Origin of the sequence: Paenibacillus sp. M-152 (genome assembly GCF_003856555.1) — a bacterium.
GTDB lineage: Bacteria > Bacillota > Bacilli > Paenibacillales > Paenibacillaceae > Paenibacillus > Paenibacillus polymyxa_C.
In genome coordinates, this window is record NZ_CP034141.1 from 2,094,574 (window position 1) to 2,115,399 (window position 20,826).

16 protein-coding genes are annotated in these 20,826 nt (G+C 43.5%); 8 read left to right on the forward strand and 8 right to left on the reverse strand.

The annotated features are described in order from the left end of the window. Positions 1-117: 117 nt before the first annotated feature. Positions 118-966, reverse strand: coding sequence for a copper amine oxidase N-terminal domain-containing protein (locus tag EGM68_RS09600; RefSeq protein ID WP_025677956.1), 849 nt, complete (start codon positions 964-966; stop codon positions 118-120). A 243-nt stretch (positions 967-1,209) separates the two neighbouring features. On the opposite strand from EGM68_RS09600, the gene EGM68_RS09605 reads away from it, so the two are divergent. Both EGM68_RS09605 and EGM68_RS09610 read left to right on the forward strand, forming a co-directional pair. Next, the gene (locus EGM68_RS09605) at positions 1,210-2,487 is read left to right on the forward strand and encodes an ABC transporter substrate-binding protein (RefSeq protein WP_013370580.1); all 1,278 of its coding nucleotides are present in this window, start codon (positions 1,210-1,212) and stop codon (positions 2,485-2,487) included. 30 nt (positions 2,488-2,517) lie between these two features. Further along, positions 2,518-4,221 carry a methyl-accepting chemotaxis protein gene (locus tag EGM68_RS09610; RefSeq protein WP_129549078.1) on the forward strand — a complete coding sequence of 568 codons (1,704 nt, stop codon included), beginning with the start codon at positions 2,518-2,520 and terminating at the stop codon, positions 4,219-4,221. Positions 4,222-4,312: 91 nt separating this feature from the next. On the opposite strand, the gene EGM68_RS09615 is transcribed toward EGM68_RS09610, so the two are convergent. After that, positions 4,313-5,587 (reverse strand): oligosaccharide MFS transporter, encoded by a 1,275-nt coding sequence (locus tag EGM68_RS09615; protein WP_129549079.1) that lies wholly within the window; start codon positions 5,585-5,587, stop codon positions 4,313-4,315. A gap of 555 nt (positions 5,588-6,142) precedes the next feature. Between EGM68_RS09615 and brnQ the strand changes: the two genes are divergently transcribed. Next, positions 6,143-7,498: a branched-chain amino acid transport system II carrier protein gene (gene brnQ / locus EGM68_RS09620; RefSeq protein WP_025677948.1), complete on the forward strand. Its 1,356-nt coding sequence runs from the start codon at positions 6,143-6,145 to the stop codon at positions 7,496-7,498. Between the two features lie 125 nt (positions 7,499-7,623). Here the strand turns inward: brnQ and EGM68_RS09625 are convergent, their stop codons facing one another. Next, the gene (locus tag EGM68_RS09625) at positions 7,624-8,544 is read right to left on the reverse strand and encodes an AraC family transcriptional regulator (protein ID WP_129549080.1); all 921 of its coding nucleotides are present in this window, start codon (positions 8,542-8,544) and stop codon (positions 7,624-7,626) included. 181 nt (positions 8,545-8,725) lie between these two features. Between EGM68_RS09625 and yicI the strand changes: the two genes are divergently transcribed. Then, on the forward strand, positions 8,726-11,050 hold the full coding sequence (gene yicI, locus EGM68_RS09630) for an alpha-xylosidase (protein WP_129549081.1): 2,325 nt from the start codon (positions 8,726-8,728) through the stop codon (positions 11,048-11,050). Between the two features lie 144 nt (positions 11,051-11,194). Here yicI and EGM68_RS09635 read toward each other — a convergent pair whose 3' ends face one another. After that, positions 11,195-12,148 carry a serine hydrolase domain-containing protein gene (locus EGM68_RS09635; protein ID WP_129549082.1) on the reverse strand — a complete coding sequence of 318 codons (954 nt, stop codon included), beginning with the start codon at positions 12,146-12,148 and terminating at the stop codon, positions 11,195-11,197. A gap of 276 nt (positions 12,149-12,424) precedes the next feature. Here EGM68_RS09635 and EGM68_RS09640 point away from each other — a divergent pair, with 276 nt between their 5' ends. Continuing rightward, positions 12,425-14,143 (forward strand): methyl-accepting chemotaxis protein, encoded by a 1,719-nt coding sequence (locus tag EGM68_RS09640; RefSeq protein ID WP_129549083.1) that lies wholly within the window; start codon positions 12,425-12,427, stop codon positions 14,141-14,143. Positions 14,144-14,235: 92 nt separating this feature from the next. Beyond that, entirely contained in the window at positions 14,236-15,552 is a 1,317-nt protein-coding gene (locus EGM68_RS09645) for an MFS transporter (RefSeq protein WP_058829444.1), read from the forward strand. 105 nt (positions 15,553-15,657) lie between these two features. On the opposite strand, the gene EGM68_RS09650 is transcribed toward EGM68_RS09645, so the two are convergent. The 3 genes from EGM68_RS09650 to fsa all read right to left on the reverse strand — a co-directional run bounded on the left by EGM68_RS09650 (position 15,658) and on the right by fsa (position 18,127). Further along, positions 15,658-16,857 carry an MFS transporter gene (locus EGM68_RS09650; RefSeq protein WP_129549084.1) on the reverse strand — a complete coding sequence of 400 codons (1,200 nt, stop codon included), beginning with the start codon at positions 16,855-16,857 and terminating at the stop codon, positions 15,658-15,660. Between the two features lies 1 nt (position 16,858). Beyond that, positions 16,859-17,314, reverse strand: coding sequence for a MarR family winged helix-turn-helix transcriptional regulator (locus EGM68_RS09655; RefSeq protein WP_013370591.1), 456 nt, complete (start codon positions 17,312-17,314; stop codon positions 16,859-16,861). Between the two features lie 165 nt (positions 17,315-17,479). Beyond that, positions 17,480-18,127, reverse strand: a complete 648-nt coding sequence (fsa, locus tag EGM68_RS09660; protein WP_129549085.1) for a fructose-6-phosphate aldolase — start codon at positions 18,125-18,127, stop codon at positions 17,480-17,482. A 218-nt stretch (positions 18,128-18,345) separates the two neighbouring features. Here fsa and EGM68_RS09665 point away from each other — a divergent pair, with 218 nt between their 5' ends. Together EGM68_RS09665 and EGM68_RS09670 are read left to right on the forward strand one after the other, a co-directional pair. Continuing rightward, positions 18,346-19,023 carry a CBS domain-containing protein gene (locus EGM68_RS09665; protein ID WP_240664146.1) on the forward strand — a complete coding sequence of 226 codons (678 nt, stop codon included), beginning with the start codon at positions 18,346-18,348 and terminating at the stop codon, positions 19,021-19,023. Between the two features lie 22 nt (positions 19,024-19,045). Continuing rightward, entirely contained in the window at positions 19,046-19,666 is a 621-nt protein-coding gene (locus EGM68_RS09670) for a TraX family protein (protein ID WP_129549087.1), read from the forward strand. A gap of 88 nt (positions 19,667-19,754) precedes the next feature. On the opposite strand, the gene EGM68_RS09675 is transcribed toward EGM68_RS09670, so the two are convergent. After that, positions 19,755-20,753 (reverse strand): polysaccharide deacetylase family protein, encoded by a 999-nt coding sequence (locus EGM68_RS09675; protein WP_090735597.1) that lies wholly within the window; start codon positions 20,751-20,753, stop codon positions 19,755-19,757. Positions 20,754-20,826: the final 73 nt, after the last annotated feature.

The window sequence follows — 20,826 nt, forward strand, 5'->3', positions numbered from 1 at the left end:
ATGTAAAAGTAGGAGTTGAGCTTGTACAGGTTTTAAACAAGGCGAGTTCCCATGCTGTTTTATTCAGCTGGGAATTCGCCTTTTATCTAATAGAGACGATAATAAGATAAAATCGTATTATGCAACTGTATTACTTATAACCGTCATAAAACCATTATTTGTAGCATTATTAATTAACTGATTAATAGATTTTGCTGCGCTATCGCTAAACAAGTACCACTCATCTTTGGATACGTCATGAATCAAAAATTTGGGATACCCGATTAAAACTTCGGATGGAAAGGACTGGATTAAAGAATACACATCAAAACGAGCTAAGCTTTTCCCTTTTTGGTCTAAAAAATCGTATTGTGCATTTTTATAATAAGACCCAGGTGTGTCAATAGTGAGTCTCCAAGAATAGTTTTCAGGTGCTTCGACTTTTTCGCCTTTGTTTTTTGCAAAAATATTATAAATGGCTTTGTTATATGCATTGCCATGAATTTGCTGAACTACGCCGCCCATAATCATATGGTATTCCTGTTGAAGTGCCTTTACTTGTACACCGTCTATGAGCAATGGTTCAATATTAATAGTCACTGCAAAGTTGCTGTAATTGACATTACAGCCAAATGTCTCTGCAATAAAACGAAGTGGAACATATATGTTGTTATTTTTCAAGTATGGTTTTACATCAAGCTGTATCTTTTGACCGTTTTTCTCCGCTGTGCTTTTGTTTACTGCTAATTTTACTTTCATATCGCTTTTAGCGAGAATAACCTCGGAATCGGACCATTCGACGTTAGCCCCCAAACTTTCGCTAATAACACGTAGAGGCACCATTGTACGTTTGTTCTTCATTTGTGGCTTTGCATCGGTTGCTATAGCCACACCGTCAATTTTGATTTGATTTTGTGCTGCATAAGCAGTGGACGATGAAATACATAAAAAGATAGCAAGAAAAGCGCCAAAGAATGCCTTGTTCATAAAAGATTGCTCCTTTTTTTGATTAATTTGTTGCACAGTAACTTTCCCCCATATTAAGACGCGACTGGATAAAAATTTGTTGCGTTTTCCTGTTCATCAACTTGACGTAACAACCAGTTTGTACTATTCAACTGAATTCCGATATTTACCACCCAAAAAATTCTAATCTTCCTGGGGAATTATGTCGATAACATTGAATATTGTTCATAAAATTTACAAAGTAAATCCTTAGGGGGAAAGTTAATGAGAAAACAGCTAAAAGTTGCGATTTCTCTAGCATGTTTAATGATGTTTATAGGTTGTTCAGCATCACCAGTATCACAGCAGACGACCAAGATTACATTTTTGAATTCTAAATCTGAAATAAAAACCCAATTAGAAGAAGTCGCAAAACAATACAATCAAGAGCACCCTGAAGTATCTTTAGAAATTATAACCGCTCCAGAGGGAACGTCTGCATATCAAAAGCTGATGTCGATGTACGGCTCAGGAAGCCCAGCAACGATGTCGATGCTTGACCCGGGTGACACGCAGACATTCCTGGATAAAGCCGTTGACTTAAGTAAAGAGAAGTGGGTAGCCGATACGATAGAAAATGGACTTGATGCAGTTAAGAAAAACGATGCTGTGCTGGGATTCCCATTTGCAGTGGAAGGCTACGGATTAATCTATAACAAAAAAGTATTGGACAAGGCAACAGGGGGTCCTTTTGATCCTTCTTCGGTCAACAGTAGAAGCAGCCTGAATTCATTAATGGCTAAAATTCAGAAGTCGGGAGTAGCACCAGTCATGCTTTCACCAATGGACTGGTCTCTTGGCTCTCATCTTCTGGCTCTGGCTTATTCTGTTCAACCTGGAGGTTTTCCAGAGTTTGTTAAAGGTATGCAGAACAACTCCATCGATATGTCCCAAAACAATGTAATGTCTGGATGGGTACAAACTTTAGATCTGCTCAAGGATAACAACATCAATAAACACGCGCCTTTGGACAGTACGTATGAGGATGGATCCAAAGCTTTGGGAGAGGGCAAGGTAGGGCTTTGGTTTATGGGCAACTGGGCTTGGAATGGAATAAAGAGCAATGATACGGCAAATGAGGAATACGGGTTCTTGCCTCTTCCGCTAAACGATAATACAGATGATCCCAACAATTCAAAGATCACAGTTGGTGTGACAAAGTATGTATTCATTGACTCCACAGCTACTACGCCACAGCAGCAAGAGGAAGCAAAGAAATTTTTAAACTGGCTGGTATACGAAAAGTCGGGACAGGAACTTTTGGTTAACAAGGCTAATGTTATACCAGCCTTTAAGAATATTGACTTAGTGCCTTCCGATCCCTTGAGTAAATCGATCAAGTCATATATGTCGAACGGAAAGACGCTGCCGTTTATGGCAACCCTTCCACCTGATCATGGGGCCATCACAGGAGCATCTATCCAAAGCTATATCAGTGGAAAGATAGATAAGGCTGAGCTCTTACGCCAAATACGCATATACTGGAAAGCTCAGCAGGGATGATACGAGACCAGTCACGGGAGGAAGATAAGGGTGTTTAAATTAACATTAAAGAAAAAAATAATTAGTGCAGCGCTCATACTGGTAATCGTACTGTCCCTTTCAAGTGTTATAGGCGTCATTAAGATGTCGGAAATGGGGGAGGCTTCTGATAAGGTAAATAACAGGTCGTTACCTGCGGTTATTCTTCTTCAAGGTATGGATAAGCAGATTACAGAAATCGATAGACTCACCGTTCGAATGATACTCGAAGAGGATGCAGCTGCTCGCAGCACTTATCAAGAAGAACTAGCCAAAGCTACAGATTCAATGGATAAGAGTGTAAATAAATATCAAAGTTTGGCCTCTACGGCAGAGGAAAAAGAACTGTTCACCAACTTTTATGGTCAGTGGGCAATGTATCTTCGCCATCTAAAGGTGGTTTCTGCGGCCATGGAAGAAAACGACAAAGTGATGGCCTACATGATCATTCATGGAAATTCTTCTATTTATAAGGCAGCATTAGACGATGTAAATAAACTGAAGCTGCTTAATGAGCAGTATGCCACTGAGGCAGCTAATCAATCGAGTCAATCTTACCATTCAGGTAGACTTTTGATGATTTCTTTGACTATCATATGTACGATCCTTGGAATTATCGGTTCTTTTTTATTGGCTCAATCGTTCACTAAGCCCATATTAAAAATAGCAGAACAGATAAAGCTGGTAACGAGAGGGGACCTGCAAGTGGAACCCCTTAGGGTCCGATCCAAAGATGAGGTCGGGGAGCTGGCATCCGATTTTAATGAAATGTGCGATTCGCTACGTAACCTTTTAAAGGAAGTTGTGGATAATTCCTTACTGGTTGCCTCTACGGCTGAACAGCTAACGGCCAGTGCAGAACAGACAAGCATTGCTACCGAGCAGATAGCTATAAGTGCCACTCAGGTTGCGGAGGGTTCTCAGACACAGCTTGCAGATATAGCTGAAACGCTGAATTACACGGTAGGCGTTTCTAAAAGTGTAGAGAGCATAACCAATCGCTTTGTGAATGTGGCGAACCTCACAACCCAAGCACAAGAAAAAGCAAACAACGGGAAAACCCAAATGTCTTCCACTGTCTCTCAAATAAGAGATGTGCATACCAAGGTAACTCAATCCGCTGAAGTGGTAAATATTCTAGGCGAAAAATCTGCGGAGATTAGACAGATCACAGCTATGATCAGTGATATATCTGCTCGCACCAACTTGCTTTCACTCAATGCGAGTATAGAAGCTGCAAGAGCGGGAGAGCAGGGAAAAGGATTTGCGGTTGTCGCTTATGAAGTACGTAATTTGTCGGCACAAGCAAGTGAAGCAACGGGCAAGATTTCCTCTCTGGTCAACGAAATCGCATTAAGAACAGACGAAGTTGTGATTTCGATGAATGAAGGTGTTCAATCTCTAAATGAAGGTATGATGCTTGTCGAAGGTGTCGGTAACGTCTTTTCTGAAATTGTCGGTGCCGTGGAAGAGGTGAGCGGTGAGGTAGACACGGCGGCTGTAGAAGCAAGATCCGTAAATGAAGGAACCATTTCTATGGTGGAATCTATGAAGAAAATTGCCGAAATCTCCGAACGTGCAGCCGACTCTACTCAAACAGTCGCAAGCGTAGTCGAGGAAACTACTGCTTCCATGGAGGAAGTGTCCGCAGGTGCTAACATGCTTGCCAAGCGGGCGGAAGAGATGAATCAAACGGTGTCTGTATTCAAAATTTAAAGCAAGTTAGCGGTAGTCTTGGACGAGAAAAACAAGTCCTAGACTACCGCTGTTGTATTCAACTCTTGTGTCGGAATTAATTTACATATAATTACGAATGAACTGCTTCAGCTTGTTTAGCAGCTTTTTTCAGATTCTGTTTGCGGCGTTCCTCTAGATATCGTTCTCCATTTTTCTTGTCAGCTGTTAGCGTAAAGCAGGAAATGATGGTGAACAGACCTGCAATGGAACCCAAAATAACATAAGTAATTGGGAAATTCAGAACTTCATACATATGTCCGACAATAGGTGAGAAAACAGATACCACCAGGGAGCCCATAAACAGATACAGTAGGTACATGGTGGACGATAAGCGCTGGTCAAAGTTGACGGTAATGTACTTGAAGATGGCTACCAGAATCAGCGGTTTTTCCAGGGAGTGAATCATCTTCATCGCAGCCACCCATATAGAACCGAATGGCAGCGAAGAACCGATAATACGCAACGACATGATCGTTCCGGCAATAATCAATGCCCATTTGGCAGTCGTTTTGTTCACAAACCATGGGGTAACAAACAGGAACACAAATTCTAGGAATACCTGCACAGCACTTAAATCGCCAAGGAATTGATTTCCTTCTGCTTTGGAACTGAACTGAGATACGAAATAGGTGGCAAATTGCTGGTCATATACCTCATAAATTTGGGTCACGCCAACCATGAATAGCATGAGAAACCAGAACTTTGTGGTGCGTACGAGATGCAGTACGTCAATGAGCTTCAACGATTCAGTTTTCTGCTGCTCCTGTCCAGAAATTTCGACTTTGGTCAGGAAGATGCAGATCATGGCAACAACGGCAGATACGGAGGCAATCCAGAAGGTCAGATTTACATTGATGTTGATGACCCGCCCCGCAACAAAAGTAGCGGCCGCCCACCCGAGTGAGCCCCACATACGAACTCGTCCGTATTCAAAGCCGTATTTGCGCGATACTTTGTCCATATAGGAATCGACGACACCGTTACCTGCATTAAACACCAAACCGATAAATAGTGCACCGACAATGGCACCAATGACGAACTGCGTTTGAAGCAATGGACCGTATACATAGATAAAAAAGGGCCCGACGAGCAAAAGGATCGTAAAGAGTATGTACAGCAGATGTTTTCTCAAGCCCAGCTTGTCGGATAAGTACCCAAACAGGGGTTGCATGATCAAGGCGACGATAGAGTTCGCCGCGTATAAAAATCCTGTGTAGGTTTCTGAAATCCCCAGGCTTTGTCCCAGCCAAATGACAAAAAAAGACATGGCGGCAGACCATGTAAACAGATAAGCGAAGTTAAAAACGCTCAAAGACCAATAGTTGCGTTTTGCCAAATTCCTCATGTTTAAGCACCCCTTCAAATTGTAGCCGCTCAATGTGTTGACAACGTCATTAAGCATTGTCTGTACTATTAATTGTAAGGATGATTCAATTGAATCCATAGGGCATTTTCCCAAGATTTCCTGTGCTTATTGCAATCAATTCTAGATGGGTTATACAGAGCTTTTATTATCTTGTAAGAATTAAGTCCTACGTGTAAAATTGTTCATAGTTCATTGGGCTCATTTAGTAGGAGGAGAAACTGGCAAGAAGCAGAATTTTTCTAAGGTCTGGCTGACATGGTCATACTGATAGCATAATAAATTGCTAGAGCAAGGGGATGAAGTGGTTCTTTCGCAAGTACAAAGTTACTTGAAACCGTGAACGTATATAGAGTATTGTGTAATGATGAGTTATCGAAACTCACATCTTGGATAATGTTCTTACACCGATCGGGAAGGGTTAGCGGATGGCTATCCCTACTTGGTGCTGCTATGCCCTATTCACAAGTACTATACAAAATAAAAAGAAAATGAATGATAACAAATTGTTGTGATTTCATGGTTGGAGGATTTATTATGTCAAAAAGTGTTTCTTCGTCCTTTATTATTATTATAGGATCGATGCTATTTGCCTTATTTTTTGGTGCAGGGAATCTAATCTTCCCACCTATGCTTGGTCAAATGGCTGGAGAGAATGTATGGATAGCCAATGCGGGTTTCTTGGTTACCGGAGTTGGTTTACCGTTACTAGCCATCACTGCCTTTGTTTTTTCAGGCAAAAGCAATTTACAAACTTTAGCGAGTCGGGTACATCCTGTATTCGGGATTGTCTTTACAACGATCCTTTATCTAGCCATTGGCCCTTTATATGCAATTCCAAGAACCGGTAGTGTGTCGTTTGAAATTGGAGTAAAACCTTTTTTTTCAAACCATACAGATCATCCTGTCGCACTTTTTGTATTTACAATTCTTTTTTTTGGAGTTGCATGCTTGTTATCACTTAACCCTACAAAAATTATTGATGTGATCGGAAAGTTTTTAACCCCCATTAAATTGACATTCATTGGAATCCTGGTGGTTGTAGCTCTTATTCACCCCATAGGAGCCTTCCAAGCACCTGCTGAAGGCTATACTTCGCACGTCTTTTTCAAAGGTTTTCAAGAAGGTTATTTAACATTGGATGCTCTTGTAGCCTTTATTTTTGGAATTATCATTGTGAATGCAATTAAGGAAAGAGGAGTTACTGCCAAAAAAGAGCTGATGATTATTTGTGCCAAATCGATAACCATTGCGGTTGTCCTCTTAGCATTTATCTATACGTCTCTTGCCTACATGGGAGCTTCTAGCGTTGAAAAACTGGGTGTTTTAGAAAATGGTGCTGAGGTGTTAGCCAAGGTTTCATCCTATTATTTTGGATCTTACGGCTCCATTTTATTAGGCTTAATGATTACAGTAGCGTGTTTAACGACAAGCGTAGGGCTTATTACGTCCTGTTCTTCCTTTTTTCATACATTGTTTCCGAAAGTTTCTTATAAAAGAATTGCTCTCATGTTATCCATATTTAGTACCATTGTAGCCAATATAGGTTTAACACAGCTCATTAAGGTTTCAACGCCAGTGTTAATTGCAATATATCCTATTGCGATTTCTCTAATATTTTTAACATTTTTACATTCCGTGTTTAAAGGAAAATCAGAAGTATATCAAGGCAGTTTAATATTAACCTTCATTGTTAGTCTATTTGACGGCTTGAATGCTGCTGGAATAAAAATTAAAGTAATTAATGATTTTTTCACTCAAATTCTTCCGTTATATGATGTAGGATTAGGCTGGTTAATTCCCTCTGTTTTAGGAGGAGTAGGAGGTTATATATTCTACTATATTAAACGAAGAAAAATTGTCCTTATACTTATGAAGCCAAAAAATAAATGATTTGCTTATTCGGTGAATTGGACATGTATAACAAAAAAGAAAGAACGAACGGAGAACTGGATCTTCCGCTCGTTCTTTCTTTTTTGTAACTTTACTGGCTGCGATTCAAATCAAAATCATGCTTTTCAGTCTGTTATAGCAGGGACAGCAAGCGCCTGATCTGCTTCGTGCTGCTTGCGGTATAGCGAAGGAGTCAGGCCGTTCCATTTTTTAAAGGTTGCAATAAAATAGCTTAGATTTTCAAATCCCACATCCAGCGCAATATCAACTACTTTGCGGTCACTTTGCTCTAGCAACCTGCAAGCCTTTTGAATCCGCTGATAGTTGATATATTCAACCGGACTTTTCTGCACCATCTGCTTGAAGAAACGACAGAAATGTCCCTCGCTCATCCCAACCTCATCTGAGATCTCTCGCAAACGAATGGGCTCATGCGCATGACTGTTGATGTACGCCAGTGCTTTTTTGATCCGTTCGATCTTGTTGCGTTGACTCGCCATAACCACGTCTTCTCCGTTAGCCGGAGTCATATGCGGGAACAGGCAGGCGATTATGCTATAGAGCTGCGCTTTGGTCGCCAGTTCACGGGCAGGCGCATTCTGTTCATGGCTGGTGATAATACGTTTCAACGCGGTCAATAGCTCCTGCTCCCAAGACTGCACACCGCGAATGTGAGGGGGAGGGACGAGCTTTTTATGGATAAACGGTTCAATAAACTGGGTCTGAACTGTATCTTGCGTGCGGCTGTGCAGCATGTCCGGGTGAAACACCACCGCAGAAAATACACAGCGAGGACTTTTTTGTAAATAACCGGCGTGAAGCTCGCCACTGTTTACAAAAAGGGCTTCACCTTCGCTAACCTCCGTATAGATCATATCCGTCTGAAATACAGCGCTCCCCTGTTCTACTACGATAAACTCCATTTCCTCATGCCAATGGGACTCCAATATACGATTTCCGTTCAATTGCTCTACGCTCGGATATACGCTGACTGGATGCATGGGATTGCCGTGAATACGATTTTCTCGTAACATTTCCCTTTGCATTTCACTGATTCCTTTCGGCACACTGATTTATATAGAAAATATCAAAATATTGATACTAAACGTCAAAATAGAAGAAGTAAACCCTTACATAAATCAATATTATTATAGTAAGGATTTCGAAAAAATCCAATAAGCGATTTGGGATCAAGGAATATAAAAGTTGAGACGGAGGAAGAGACAGATGAAATTTACTGATGGCTATTGGTTGGTTCGCAAGGGCTATGAAATACAAAATCCTGCTGACATCCGTGATATCGTGACGGACGATGCTTCCATGACGGTATATGCAGCAACCCACCGAATCGAGCACAAAGGGGATACGCTGAACGGAGCGTTACTGAAAGCGACCTACAGCTCTCCCATGCCGAATGTTATTCGGGTGCGTCTGAACCACCATAAGGGACGGGTGCATCATGGACCAGATTTTGAAATTCACACCTTGCCGACAGAGGTGGCTATTACGGTGGGTGAGGATGTAGCGGTGCTGAAAAGCGGCGATCTGAGTGTGCGAGTCGGTCGTGGAAAGAGCTGGGACGTAGGCTTTTATGTCAAGGATCGTAAAGTCACAGGCAGTGGGCATCGGGGACCAGGCTATATTACGGACCCACAGGGTCAGCCTTTTTTCCGGGAGCAGCTGGAGCTGGGCATGGGAGAGTACGTATACGGTCTTGGAGAGCGTTTCACTCCGTTTGTGAAAAATGGTCAGGTCGTTGATATTTGGAATGAAGATGGCGGGACCAGCAGTGAACAGGCGTACAAAAACATTCCATTTTATTTATCCAATAAAGGGTACGGTGTCTTCGTCAATCATCCGGAAAAGGTATCCTATGAGATTGCATCGGAAAATGTTTCGAAGGTACAGTTTAGCGTTTCTGGCGAATCGTTAGAGTATTTTATTATTGGTGGAGCTAATCCTAAGGAGGTACTGGACAATTATACCAAGCTGACAGGCAAGCCTGCATTGCCGCCGGCCTGGACCTTTGGTTTGTGGCTGACCACTTCGTTCACGACTGATTATGATGAAGCGACAGTAAACCATTTTGTGGACGGGATGGCTGAACGGGATCTGCCACTCTCGGTATTCCATTTTGACTGCTTCTGGATGAAGGAATACCAATGGTGCGATTTCCAGTGGGATCAAGATATGTTTCCAGATCCGGAAGGCATGCTGCAGAGATTGAAAGCTAAAGGTCTCAAAATTTGCGCATGGATCAATCCGTATATTGCAGAAAAGTCCATATTGTTTGATGAAGGCATGGAGAATGGCTACTTGGTTAAAACAGCCGATGGCAGTGTGTGGCAGTGGGACATGTGGCAGGCGGGAATGGGGCTGGTTGACTTCACGAATCCGGCTGCAGTTGCCTGGTATCAGGATAAGCTGAAGGTGCTGATCGATCAAGGCGTGGATTGCTTCAAAACCGACTTTGGTGAGCGTATTCCAACAGATGTAGTTTATTTTGATGGCTCTGATCCAATGAAAATGCATAATTACTATACGCATTTGTACAACAAAGCTGTGTTTGATGTGCTGGAGGAAAAGCTGGGCAAAAATGAAGCCGCATTATTTGCACGTTCTGCCACAGCCGGGGGACAACAGTTCCCAGTTCACTGGGGCGGAGACTGCTCGTCCACGTATGAGTCGATGGCAGAATCCTTGCGGGGCGGATTATCGCTTGGCTTGAGTGGTTTTGGCTTTTGGAGCCATGATATTAGCGGCTTTGAACTAACGGCTGCGCCGGACTTGTACAAACGGTGGGTACAGTTTGGACTGTTATCCTCCCATAGCCGTCTACACGGAAATGTGTCATACCGTGTTCCTTGGCTGTTTGACGAAGAGTCAGTCGACGTAGTGCGCAGCTTTACTAAACTCAAATGCTCGCTGATGCCACACCTGTATGCAGCTGCTGTGGAATCCTCGGTGAAGGGACTGCCGATGATGCGGGCTATGGTATTAGAATACCCGCAGGACCCTACCTGTGCCACGCTGGATCTACAATACATGCTGGGGGATTCCATTTTGGTAGCTCCGATCTTTAATAAAGAAGGCAATGTACAGTATTATGTACCAGAGGGTCAATGGACGAATTTGCTAACGAATGAAATCGTATCTGGCGGTCGTTGGGTCAACGAGCATCATGATTTTACAACCTTGCCTGTGCTCGTGAAGCCAAACACATTGCTGGCTATCGGTCATGAGGATCGTCGTCCGGATTATGATTATGCAGATCAAGTAGCGCTTCATTTGTTTGAACTAGGTGAGGGGCAACAGACCCGCACGGTCATTGTGAATACATCAGGTGAAGAAGAGCTAACGGTTACTGCCAGCCGCAAGGATTCTGTCATTACGGTGAAGGCCGAAGGTGCCGTTAAACCGTGGTCGTTAGTACTGCGCGGTATCCATGAGGCTGTTCAAGTGAAGGAAGGCACTAGTCTGGCAGGAGAACAGGGGTTAATCGTTACACCAGCCTCCAGCGGACAGCAAGAGCTCACTATTCACTTGGCCTAGGTTAGGAGTTCATCCGTGGATGGATAGATTATATTGTAGCGATTATATTGCAAAAAAAAGGGCTTGCCTGATACAAACAGGCGAGCCCTTTTTGATGTGGCATCCGATAAAGAATATCTTCAACTTTAGCATTGATATCATACCCTATACATTTTGCTGAAGTAGTAGTGGTACAAGGTACTGCCGGAAAATATCCACAGGAGTCTGTTTCTTTTTAAATTTATCAGCCGTGAGGACAACTACCAAGTCATAAGAGGGGACCACAATAATGTATTGCCCACCAAAGCCGAGTGCGTAAAAAAAGTCTGTTTCCGTTCCTGTCTCTCTCTCATCTGAAAAGGAAGAAGCCCACCAGTGACAGCCGTAATATGCTTTTTGTGGTTTGGAGGCTGGAAGAAATGGACGGATCGAATATCGGACGGTCTCTGTCTGGATGATCTGCCGTCCTTCCCAGCTTCCTTCGTTCAGATAAAGTCGCCCGAATTTGAGCATATCCAGCGGTCTGAGATGCAGCCCAAAGCCCCCGGTGTGAGTGCCTTGCGGATCGGTTTCCCACTGATAGTTATCGATACCAAGTGGCTGGAATAATTGCTCCTCGGCAAATTCAGCAACGGCTTGTCCAGAGGCAGAACGCAGCAAGGTGGCCAAAAGTTGAGAACAGCCAGAGCTGTACTCCATTCGCGTACCTGGTATATCCGATAATGGCTGTGAAAGCACAAATTGCACCCAATCGGACGTTTTGCTCATGGTAGGAAAAGAATTTTGTCCCCCAAATTCCGTCCAGTTAAAGCCAGCAGACATCGTCAGCAGGTGTTCAATCGTAATATCACGCTTTCGAGGGTCACTGTCTTTGGCTAACTGGGGGAAAAATTCGAGGATCGGTGTCTCTGGTTTGGGTACCAGTCGTTGATCCATAGCAATACTAACTAATGCAGAAATCACACTTTTGGTACAGGAATTTATTTTATAGAGTTCGTTGGCGAATTGAGGCTCACGGTAGTAATCCATGATCGTATGTCCCTGTTGCTCAATAAGACAGCTACGGGTTTCCAACTCGTTAAGCACGTGAATAAGTGGTTTGAGCTCCAGACTTTTCATGCAGATCCTCCTTGAGGCTTATAGCATACCATTACATAGTATATCATTTTTAATCATCCGAATCCGACAAGTATAAACGAATAATGGTTCTTATCTTTTTCCCTAATTTGAATTTTTTTGTTTTTTGATATTAATAAATATATATATGTTCACTAAAAAGACACAAATATATTTGAAAATCTATACACTTTTTCGGTTTCATTTAAAAAAACAGATCAATAAAACGATATATAGTAAGTTGAACATTTTATTTTGAAACAACTGGGGGACCAATTCATGAACTTAACAATTAAGACCAAAATGATTCTCAGCGCGATACTGATCCCAAGTGTGATTGCTGCCATGCTGCTGACCAATTACATTTTAAGTGTACATAGTGAGAATGAGTACAAAGATATTATGAACCGTGAAGAGGCGATTGCGTATAACTCCAAGTCTCTGCAATTTTTGTTAAACGGGATATCCAATGATGAGCGGGCATATTTGTTGACTCGTGACGAACAGTATGGGAACGAGATCGGAAACAAGCAAAGTGAAGTTGCAAAGTTGTTACAGGAGACAGAAGCTCTGCTCAATACAGGCAATGAGGATACAAAGAAGAAGATGACTGATCTCAAAACAGGGATTAATACCTATATGAATCAAGTTCATAGTCTACTGAATACAGCGGGGTATAAGAGTACAAGAGATGATGCCTTCCCTCCATTTTCTGAATTGCTCGATGATTTTGAAAACGAACGGGTTTTGCGCAAGCAACTTGATACCAAGGTGGTAGCATTTGTCAAAGCGCAGGAAGATATGGTAACGGTGAAAATACAGCAGGCGCATCAAACGATGACGAATACAACCTTAATTACGAGCATTGTAGGGCTTTTGGTTATTATTTACAGTATTGCTCAATCTATCGTTTTGATTCGTTCTATTCGTCCATTACACCATATGAATGAGCAGCTGTTGCAAATGTCTCAAGGTGGAGGAGATTTGCGAAGTAGACTGGATATTACGTCCAAAGACGAAATCGGTATGATTGCGAGCTCCTACAACAAGCTTATTGAAGGGTTCCGCAATATCATTGTGGATGCTCAGGATACGGCTCGTACATTAACCGTAACCGCAGAGCGTGTTAACGTCAGTACTGAGGAAATGAATCAGGCCAATCGTCATACCTCCGGTGTAATGGAAGAGCTTGCGACGGGTATGGAGCATCAGGTCGATGATATTACACAAACTACAGATACCATAAAAGAGCTTGCCAACGAGCTGGAACGGATTGCTGCCACAAGCGAGCAGGTATATGAATTGTCTGATACAGCTGCTAAAGATGCAGAAGCAGGGGAACAATCGATTGGTCAGGCTATGCGTCAGATGGAGAAGGTAAGCGAAAGTGTAGACAGCTCTGCACGTGCTGTACGTTCACTTAGTGAACAAGCGGAGCAGATTGGCATGATTGGATCTGTTATTACCGGATTTGCTAAACAGACTGGAATGCTGGCGCTTAATGCGTCCATTGAAGCGGCAAGAGCGGGAGAACAGGGTAAAGGATTTGCTGTTGTGGCCTCTGAGGTAAGAAGATTGTCCGAGCAGGTATCGGTTTCAGCAGCAGAAATCACACAGTTTGTGCAAAATATTCAGGAGCATGTTGGGCATGTCGCTTCAACGATGCAGTCTGGAACAGTTGAAGTGCAATCTGGCGTAAAGGTCATGCAATCCGCTGAAACTGCATTTCGTCAGATTGGAAGTTCCATTCAACAAGTCAGCGAGCAGATTCACAGTGTAAACCGGTCTGTAGAACAAATGTCCGGTGGATCTGAGCGAATGGTGAAGGCCGCGGAACGCATCCGTGAAGTAGCGGAGCAGACGGCAGGAGGAACCCAAAGCGTCAGTGCGGCGGCTGAAGAGCAACTGGCTTCCATGGAGGAAATTGCATCGTCCATTCATACTGTGGCGGATATGTCGCAATTGCTAAACGCAAGGGTCGGTGGTTTTAAAGTATAGCCGTATAAATTCCCACCAATGTAAACACAATAACATCTGTTGAACGAATCTGGACAGCTGTGTGTTATTACTTTTGCAAAGGTGGTAACGGGATGCAACAAAATAAAGGGAATCTGGTTGCATTAGGTTCCATCCCGCTGATGATGACGCTGGGTAATTCCATGCTGATTCCGGTTTTACCGGAAATCGGACGTAAGCTACATGTAAGCTCCTTTCGGATTAGCATGTTGATTACAGTGTATGCGGTGGTGGCCATTTTACTGATACCGATTGCGGGCTATCTATCCGACCGATTTGGCCGTAAAGCAGTGATTGTTCCCTGTTTGATTCTGACTGTGATCGGAGGGGGAATTTCTGCGGTGGGAGCTTGGTTGCTTCATGACCTGGCAGCATACTGGACCATTATTGCAGGTCGACTACTTCAGGGCGCAGGAGCGGCAGGTGCTTTTCCTATAGTTATTCCGCTTGTAGGCGATCTGTACGAGAACGAGGATGAAGCCAGCAAGAACCTGGGGGTAGTCGAGACCTACAACACATTCGGTAAAGTATTAAGTCCGATTCTCGGTGCTGCGTTGGGCGCTGTGCTATGGTTTTTGCCATTGGCAGTGATTCCGGGTCTCTGTCTGATTTCGCTTATTTTGGTCATTTGGCTGATCCATGTGCCCAAGCGTAAAAATCAACCGATTATGTTTCGAGAATTTGTGGGGAATGTGAAGCAGGTGCTTGCCGAAAAGGGACGCTGGCTCTACGCTATATTTGCTATGGGCGGTATTTGCATGTTTGTCATTTTTGGCGTCTTGTTCTACTTATCCGACATACTGGAAAGTCGCTACAACCTCCATGGCGTCTGGAAGGGCTTTGTGCTGGCTATCCCGCTTATTTCCCTCTGTCTGTGCTCTTATTTAGGTGGCAAAGTTATTGGCAAGCACAAAAAACGTATGAAATGGATCGGTTTTGGAGGTTTGGCCATATTGACGATTAGCTTTGCCATTCTCGGATTTTTTCAACATATTTATGCGGTGATTGGCCTGTTTACGCTAGGGGGCGGCGGTATTGGGCTCGCACTCCCTTGTTTGGATGCACTGATTACCAAGGGAATTGAAAAAGAGGAGCGCGGAACCATTACTTCCTTGTACAGCAGCATGCGCTTTGTCGGAGTATCTTTAGGTCCTCCGGTTGTATCTTTGCTGATAGGCCGCAGTGGACATGGTCTGCTTTTTGGCGTCATGGCCGCAGTGGGGGGAATTGCGGCTCTGCTGATGCTATTTGCGGTCAAGCCAGAACAGGATGAACCAGCAGGGGACAAATCCAGTGATCGCAGCAATAAGAGTGAGGGAATGACATACATTTCTCGAGAAAAGCCTCTTTCTTCTAAGCTTAGACACAAAACTCCTGCGAAATATAAATAAATTGCAAAATGAAAAAGCACCCGTTTTCCATGAAATAAAGCTATGGTAACGGGTGCTTTTTCTGCTTGAGCAAGTATAGATGGATATTCATTTTAAAGAATAGTCTTATCCCTCCAGAGGGACATTTGTTTTAGGCTTGCGGCTTGCGATGATCTGAATGACATAAATCAGCAAGAACAACACAACAAACAGCGACGAAAGACGATACATCCATGCATAATCACTGGCTTTGGCGATAACGCCAAGTATAAGCGCTCCGGCTGCGACCCCGAAATCGAGGGAATTGAGAAACATACCGTTTGCCATGCCTCTCTGTTTAGGTGACACAACCTGAATCATCCAGGTTTGCAACGTTGGCTGCATAACACCAAACCCGATACCGTAGCAAAGAGCAGACAGATACATAAAGGCGTCACTGTGTGCGTAGGAAAGCAGGATCAGACCGCCAATGAGAAACAGGGAACCGGGGATGAGCAGTGCCTTTGCCCCTTTTTTATCATATATACGACCCGAGAAGGGGCGTACGATCAGTATAGATACCGCATTAAACAGGAAAAAGTAAGCCGGGTGCGCAAGATTAGCTTCATCTCCATAAAGCGCCATAAAACCGAGCAACCCGCCATATGTGATAGACATCAACATGTTCAACAAGGCAGGGATCCACAATTTACGGTTAAATGCTGGTTTGCGCCCTTCTTCCAAAGGAACCATAGGTGGTTCGACGTGCCCCTTAGGCAGTGTGCGAATGAGCCAGTAAGCTAGAGGGAAAATGACAACAATGACAGCGGATGTCGAATAGGCAAGCAGGTTAAAACTGCCGTATTGCAGCATCGAAATACCGATAGTTGGCCCAATAGACATCGCTAAACTTGTGGACAGACTAAAAAATCCCATTCCTTCACCAAGACGTTTGGGAGGGATGACGTCAGTGACCATTGTTGGAAAGGCAGTGCTGCTCATACCAAAGCCAATCCCAAACAGCATACGCATGAGTAGGAGCACCGCAATTGTCGGTGAAACACTATATCCCAGCGTTCCTGCTAATGCAAACAGCAGTCCAACGAAGATCAGGGCGCTGCGATGTCCTTTTTCCAGCATACGGGCAGAAAAAAGTCTTGCGACAATTGCACTTAATGCGAACAAAGTCGTAACAAGACTGACCTGCACGGAGGTAGCATGGAATGCATTTTTCACATAGGAAGGAATGGAAGATACAATCATCTGTAGTTCCAGAAACAAAAATAAATTGGAAACCGTAAGAACGATAAATTCCTTGGTCCAAAGAGGTTGCTTGCCTTGTTGCATATTAATCGTTCTCTCCTTGTTTTTCTGATTCAGTCATGTTGGTATGAATTTGTAAAAGAATGTGGCGGAATTGCTTTAGATCGGCAGAGGAAATTCCTTTTACAAAATCGTGGTTGGCATCCCGTTCGACGGGGAGGGTCTCCTCCACAAGCTGTCGACCAGCTTCAGTCAAATGAAGCAAATAGGCCCGGCGGTCCTGCGGGCTATTCACACGTCGTACCCAGCCCTTCTTGTCCAACAAATCAATAATACGGGTCGTAGTGGGCTGATCCTTTACGGCCTTAGCTGCAATTTCTTTCTGATTTAAACCCTCGGCTTGATAGATTTGGTATAGAACCGACCATTGCTCTGGGGAAATATCATAAGGTTTAAGACGATGCAAGAGCTGTTGACTCATTTTGCGATGAGTAATCCCAAGCAACATCCCAATAGAACAATCGGGAGGCAAATTGTTCATAGGGCACTCCTTTCTATTTTTCCGTACAGGGATACTTTGAAATTAATTAGTTGTTATAACAATTATATGGACAACAAGTTGTTTTGTCAAAAGAAGTGCAAAAAACAGCCCGTAAAAACGGGCTGTTGGGGTATTAGTACAATATAGTTTGCCATGACTGGCGAATTAAGCTTTAGGTACAGTTTCCCAATCCTTAAGGAAGCGTTCGATACCGCTGTCTGTCAGCGGATGTTTCCACAGGGAAGGAAGCAAGGAACCTGGAATGGTGGCGATATGTGCACCAGACAGAGCAGCATCTTCTACATGCTTAATGTTACGGATGGAAGCAGCGATGATTTCCGATTTCAGACCATGAATGTCCAAAATTTGTCTCAGATCGCGGATCACCTTCATACCGTCAACAGCGATATCATCCAGACGTCCTACGAACGGGCTGATAAAAGTAGCGCCAGCTTTGGCTGCCATCAAACCTTGAGCTGCGGAGAAAATCAGTGTTACATTCGTTTTGATTCCGTTCTTGGTCAGCTCGTTACAAGCGTACAAACCGTCCTCAGTCATAGGAAGCTTGATCACCACGTTAGGTGCCCATTTTGCGATGTCATAAGCTTCTGTAAGCATATCCTCAGCCTTGAGGCCGATTACTTCAGCACTTACGGGACCTTCAACGATACTGCAAATCTCCTGAATGACTTCCTTGAACACTCGACCTTCCTTAGCGATCAGGGAAGGGTTGGTTGTTACACCATCAACCAGACCCAAACGTTCAATACGTTTGATTTCTTCAATGTTACCAGTATCCAAGAAAAATTTCATTTGATTTTCCTCCTCAGGTTTATATAGTACATAATACATATCATATGGTGTACATTATGTTCATTTAAATGTAGCATATTGCACACGTTAAACTTATAATTAGTATGTATTACATCTTTAATTGTGACACATTTTAAATTTGAAAACAAGCGGTCTATGATTAAAATTTGATGAATTGTTGAAACATCCTGAAATTTACTGATCTGTGCTCATTTATAATGTATACTACCCCATTCCATAAGGAGGTAATCATTATTCAACTGTCAGAAAGACAGCGGGAAATTGTAGATATTGTCCAGCGTCTGGCGCCTGTTACAGGGGATAAAATCGCTGAAGAGCTGGGACTATCGCGGCCGACTTTGCGTTCTGACCTTGCTTTGCTCGTTATGCTCGGGCTAGTAGATGCCAAACCAAAGGTGGGCTACTTGCCAGGGCGTTATCCAAAATATGATAGCCATATCGGCAGTATGCTCAAAAAGATGACTGTGGCAGATATACTAAGTGATCCGATTTTGATATCAGGTGATGCTACCGCCTATGATGCGGTATTGATGCTGTTTCAGCAAAATACAGGCACGCTGATGGTCACAGGGGAGGAGCAGGAGCTCATTGGTATTGTTACCCGCAAAGATTTACTGAAGGTCATGCTGGGACATACTGATCTTCACACTGTTCCGGTGACCATGGCTATGACTCGCCGGGCCCAAATGACGACGCTTGCTCCAGGAGATTCTTTATTGGAAGCAATATCGAGATTGATTCGGCATCAGATTAATTGTCTTCCTGTTTTGGACGAGCCATGTACCTCCTCGGCTCCAATTCAGGGGTTGGTAGGGCGGGTTACGAAAACGGATATTATGAACGCCATTCTGAATTTGACGGAAGAAAAGACGTAAAACATGAATAAGGGGGCCTTATATGTACTGGTTGGCCATGCTGACGATGCTGATTGACCATGTCGGACTTGTGTTTTTTCCGACAGATCCGGCTTGGAGAATTGGCGGCAGGCTTGCTTTTCCAATCTATGCGTACGCCCTCTATATGGGCTATACCCGTACTCGAAATATGCGGAGCTACATGCTTCGCCTGCTCGGGCTGGCCCTAATCTCCCAGGTGCCCTATATGCTGGCATTTGATGTGCATAGACTCAATGTGATCTGGACGCTGCTGGCGTCGTTGCTCGCGCTGTCTGCTGCATCTCGCATGAAGCATTGGGTGGCTGTAACGGGTCTGTACGTCCTCACAGCGCTATTTATGGAGCTCAGCCAGATGGATTACGGAGCTTATGGTCTGCTGCTTGTTCTCATTTATCGATACACCCGTTCATATATGATGATTGCTGCCCATTTTGTTTTGAATGTTGTGTATGATATGGTACACCATGCGAATATTCAGCACTTTAGTCTGCTGTCCAGCATTCTGATTGTATGTTTTGCCACTGAGGAGAGCGGATTTTATCGTCGGGTACCGCGTTGGTTGTGGCGCAGCTTTTATCCGGCACATCTAGCTGTGATTGCGCTAATTCGCATCTGGCCCTAAACTCGAAATCATACAACAAAAGAACCTTTACAATCCTGACATAAAATGATTGTAAAGGTTCTTTTTATTCTTAAATAAACTATGGTGTTCAGGATGCCTCATTCGGACCTTGGGCAAAAGGAAGTGGGCGAAGGGGAGCCCCTTCTTTCATATATTGTACCAATACTTCGGGAATATTGTGTATTCCACCTGCATTGACGCGATAGCCATTCGTTTGTCCTGGCGAGTTAATTCCTCGTTTCACCGTGAACGTAACGTCAATTCCCAAGGAGCGGCAAATTTCCAATGTCTCCTTGGTATACCCACCATAAGGGAAGGCCAGTACATTCTGATCATTGTGTAGATGTTTGAACAGCTTCTTATCAGCCATGTCCAAATCGGTATAAACCCGCTGTTTGAACTCCTCCTCGGTTTCCATTCGCCCCAGCTTTTTCGAATACACCGGACCCATCAGAAGCGGTTTTTGTTTGGTGCGCGTGGTGTTGGAGTATCCGTACGAATGCTCGTCATTGGTATGACTGTAAAAATCAATGCCCTCTGCATGCATCTGATGAATTTGATCCCATGTCAGCTTAGGTATACCAATATGTTTAGGATTGCTGATTGTGGATGTAATGAGAAAATTGGTAGCCGGAACATGATACTTCTTCAACACGGGAAAAGTGTCCGTATAAAAGGATTCATATCCGTCGTCAAATGTCATAAGGACCGCATTATCGGGAACTTTGCCTTTATGTAAAATAAAATCTGTATACTCTTTCATGGTGATCCAATGAAAGCCATTTGCTTTCATTTCGTCCAACTGTTTCGTTAAATTACTAAGCTTGAGAGCACCGGGATCAGGTGGAGTCTTGGTCACTTCATGATACATCAGGACAATGACTTTGTTTTGGTAATATACCCTATCTGGTGTAGGCGTCAGTGAAAATAAATGGCGTACCAGTCGATCTGCATTAGCAGTGCGTGTACGATGAGTTCCTTTGACTACAGGCGTGTGATAAATGCTACGTGCTTCATACACCAAAATCCCTAGAATAGCTACCAAGCTTATGATTAGCAATGTTCTTTTTAAAAAAGTGTGTTTCATTGAATGACATCCCCCGCATGCAAAAAATTCTGAAAGTATAGAGGTTTATACTAAATATGAAACTAGCAAAATC

What these genes read in the sequence shown, in the direction of transcription:
- EGM68_RS09600 (WP_025677956.1), bottom strand. Translation starts at nt 966, where the DNA reads ATGAACAAGGCATTCTTTGGCGCTTTTCTTGCTATCTTTTTATGTATT.
- EGM68_RS09605 (WP_013370580.1), top strand. Translation starts at nt 1,210, where the DNA reads ATGAGAAAACAGCTAAAAGTTGCGATTTCTCTAGCATGTTTAATGATG.
- EGM68_RS09615 (WP_129549079.1), bottom strand. Translation starts at nt 5,587, where the DNA reads ATGAGGAATTTGGCAAAACGCAACTATTGGTCTTTGAGCGTTTTTAAC.
- brnQ (WP_025677948.1), top strand. Translation starts at nt 6,143, where the DNA reads ATGTCAAAAAGTGTTTCTTCGTCCTTTATTATTATTATAGGATCGATG.
- EGM68_RS09625 (WP_129549080.1), bottom strand. Translation starts at nt 8,544, where the DNA reads ATGCAAAGGGAAATGTTACGAGAAAATCGTATTCACGGCAATCCCATG.
- yicI (WP_129549081.1), top strand. Translation starts at nt 8,726, where the DNA reads ATGAAATTTACTGATGGCTATTGGTTGGTTCGCAAGGGCTATGAAATA.
- EGM68_RS09635 (WP_129549082.1), bottom strand. Translation starts at nt 12,148, where the DNA reads ATGAAAAGTCTGGAGCTCAAACCACTTATTCACGTGCTTAACGAGTTG.
- EGM68_RS09640 (WP_129549083.1), top strand. Translation starts at nt 12,425, where the DNA reads ATGAACTTAACAATTAAGACCAAAATGATTCTCAGCGCGATACTGATC.
- EGM68_RS09645 (WP_058829444.1), top strand. Translation starts at nt 14,236, where the DNA reads ATGCAACAAAATAAAGGGAATCTGGTTGCATTAGGTTCCATCCCGCTG.
- EGM68_RS09650 (WP_129549084.1), bottom strand. Translation starts at nt 16,857, where the DNA reads ATGCAACAAGGCAAGCAACCTCTTTGGACCAAGGAATTTATCGTTCTT.
- EGM68_RS09655 (WP_013370591.1), bottom strand. Translation starts at nt 17,314, where the DNA reads ATGAACAATTTGCCTCCCGATTGTTCTATTGGGATGTTGCTTGGGATT.
- fsa (WP_129549085.1), bottom strand. Translation starts at nt 18,127, where the DNA reads ATGAAATTTTTCTTGGATACTGGTAACATTGAAGAAATCAAACGTATT.
- EGM68_RS09665 (WP_240664146.1), top strand. Translation starts at nt 18,346, where the DNA reads ATGTATACTACCCCATTCCATAAGGAGGTAATCATTATTCAACTGTCA.
- EGM68_RS09670 (WP_129549087.1), top strand. Translation starts at nt 19,046, where the DNA reads ATGTACTGGTTGGCCATGCTGACGATGCTGATTGACCATGTCGGACTT.
- EGM68_RS09675 (WP_090735597.1), bottom strand. Translation starts at nt 20,753, where the DNA reads ATGAAACACACTTTTTTAAAAAGAACATTGCTAATCATAAGCTTGGTA.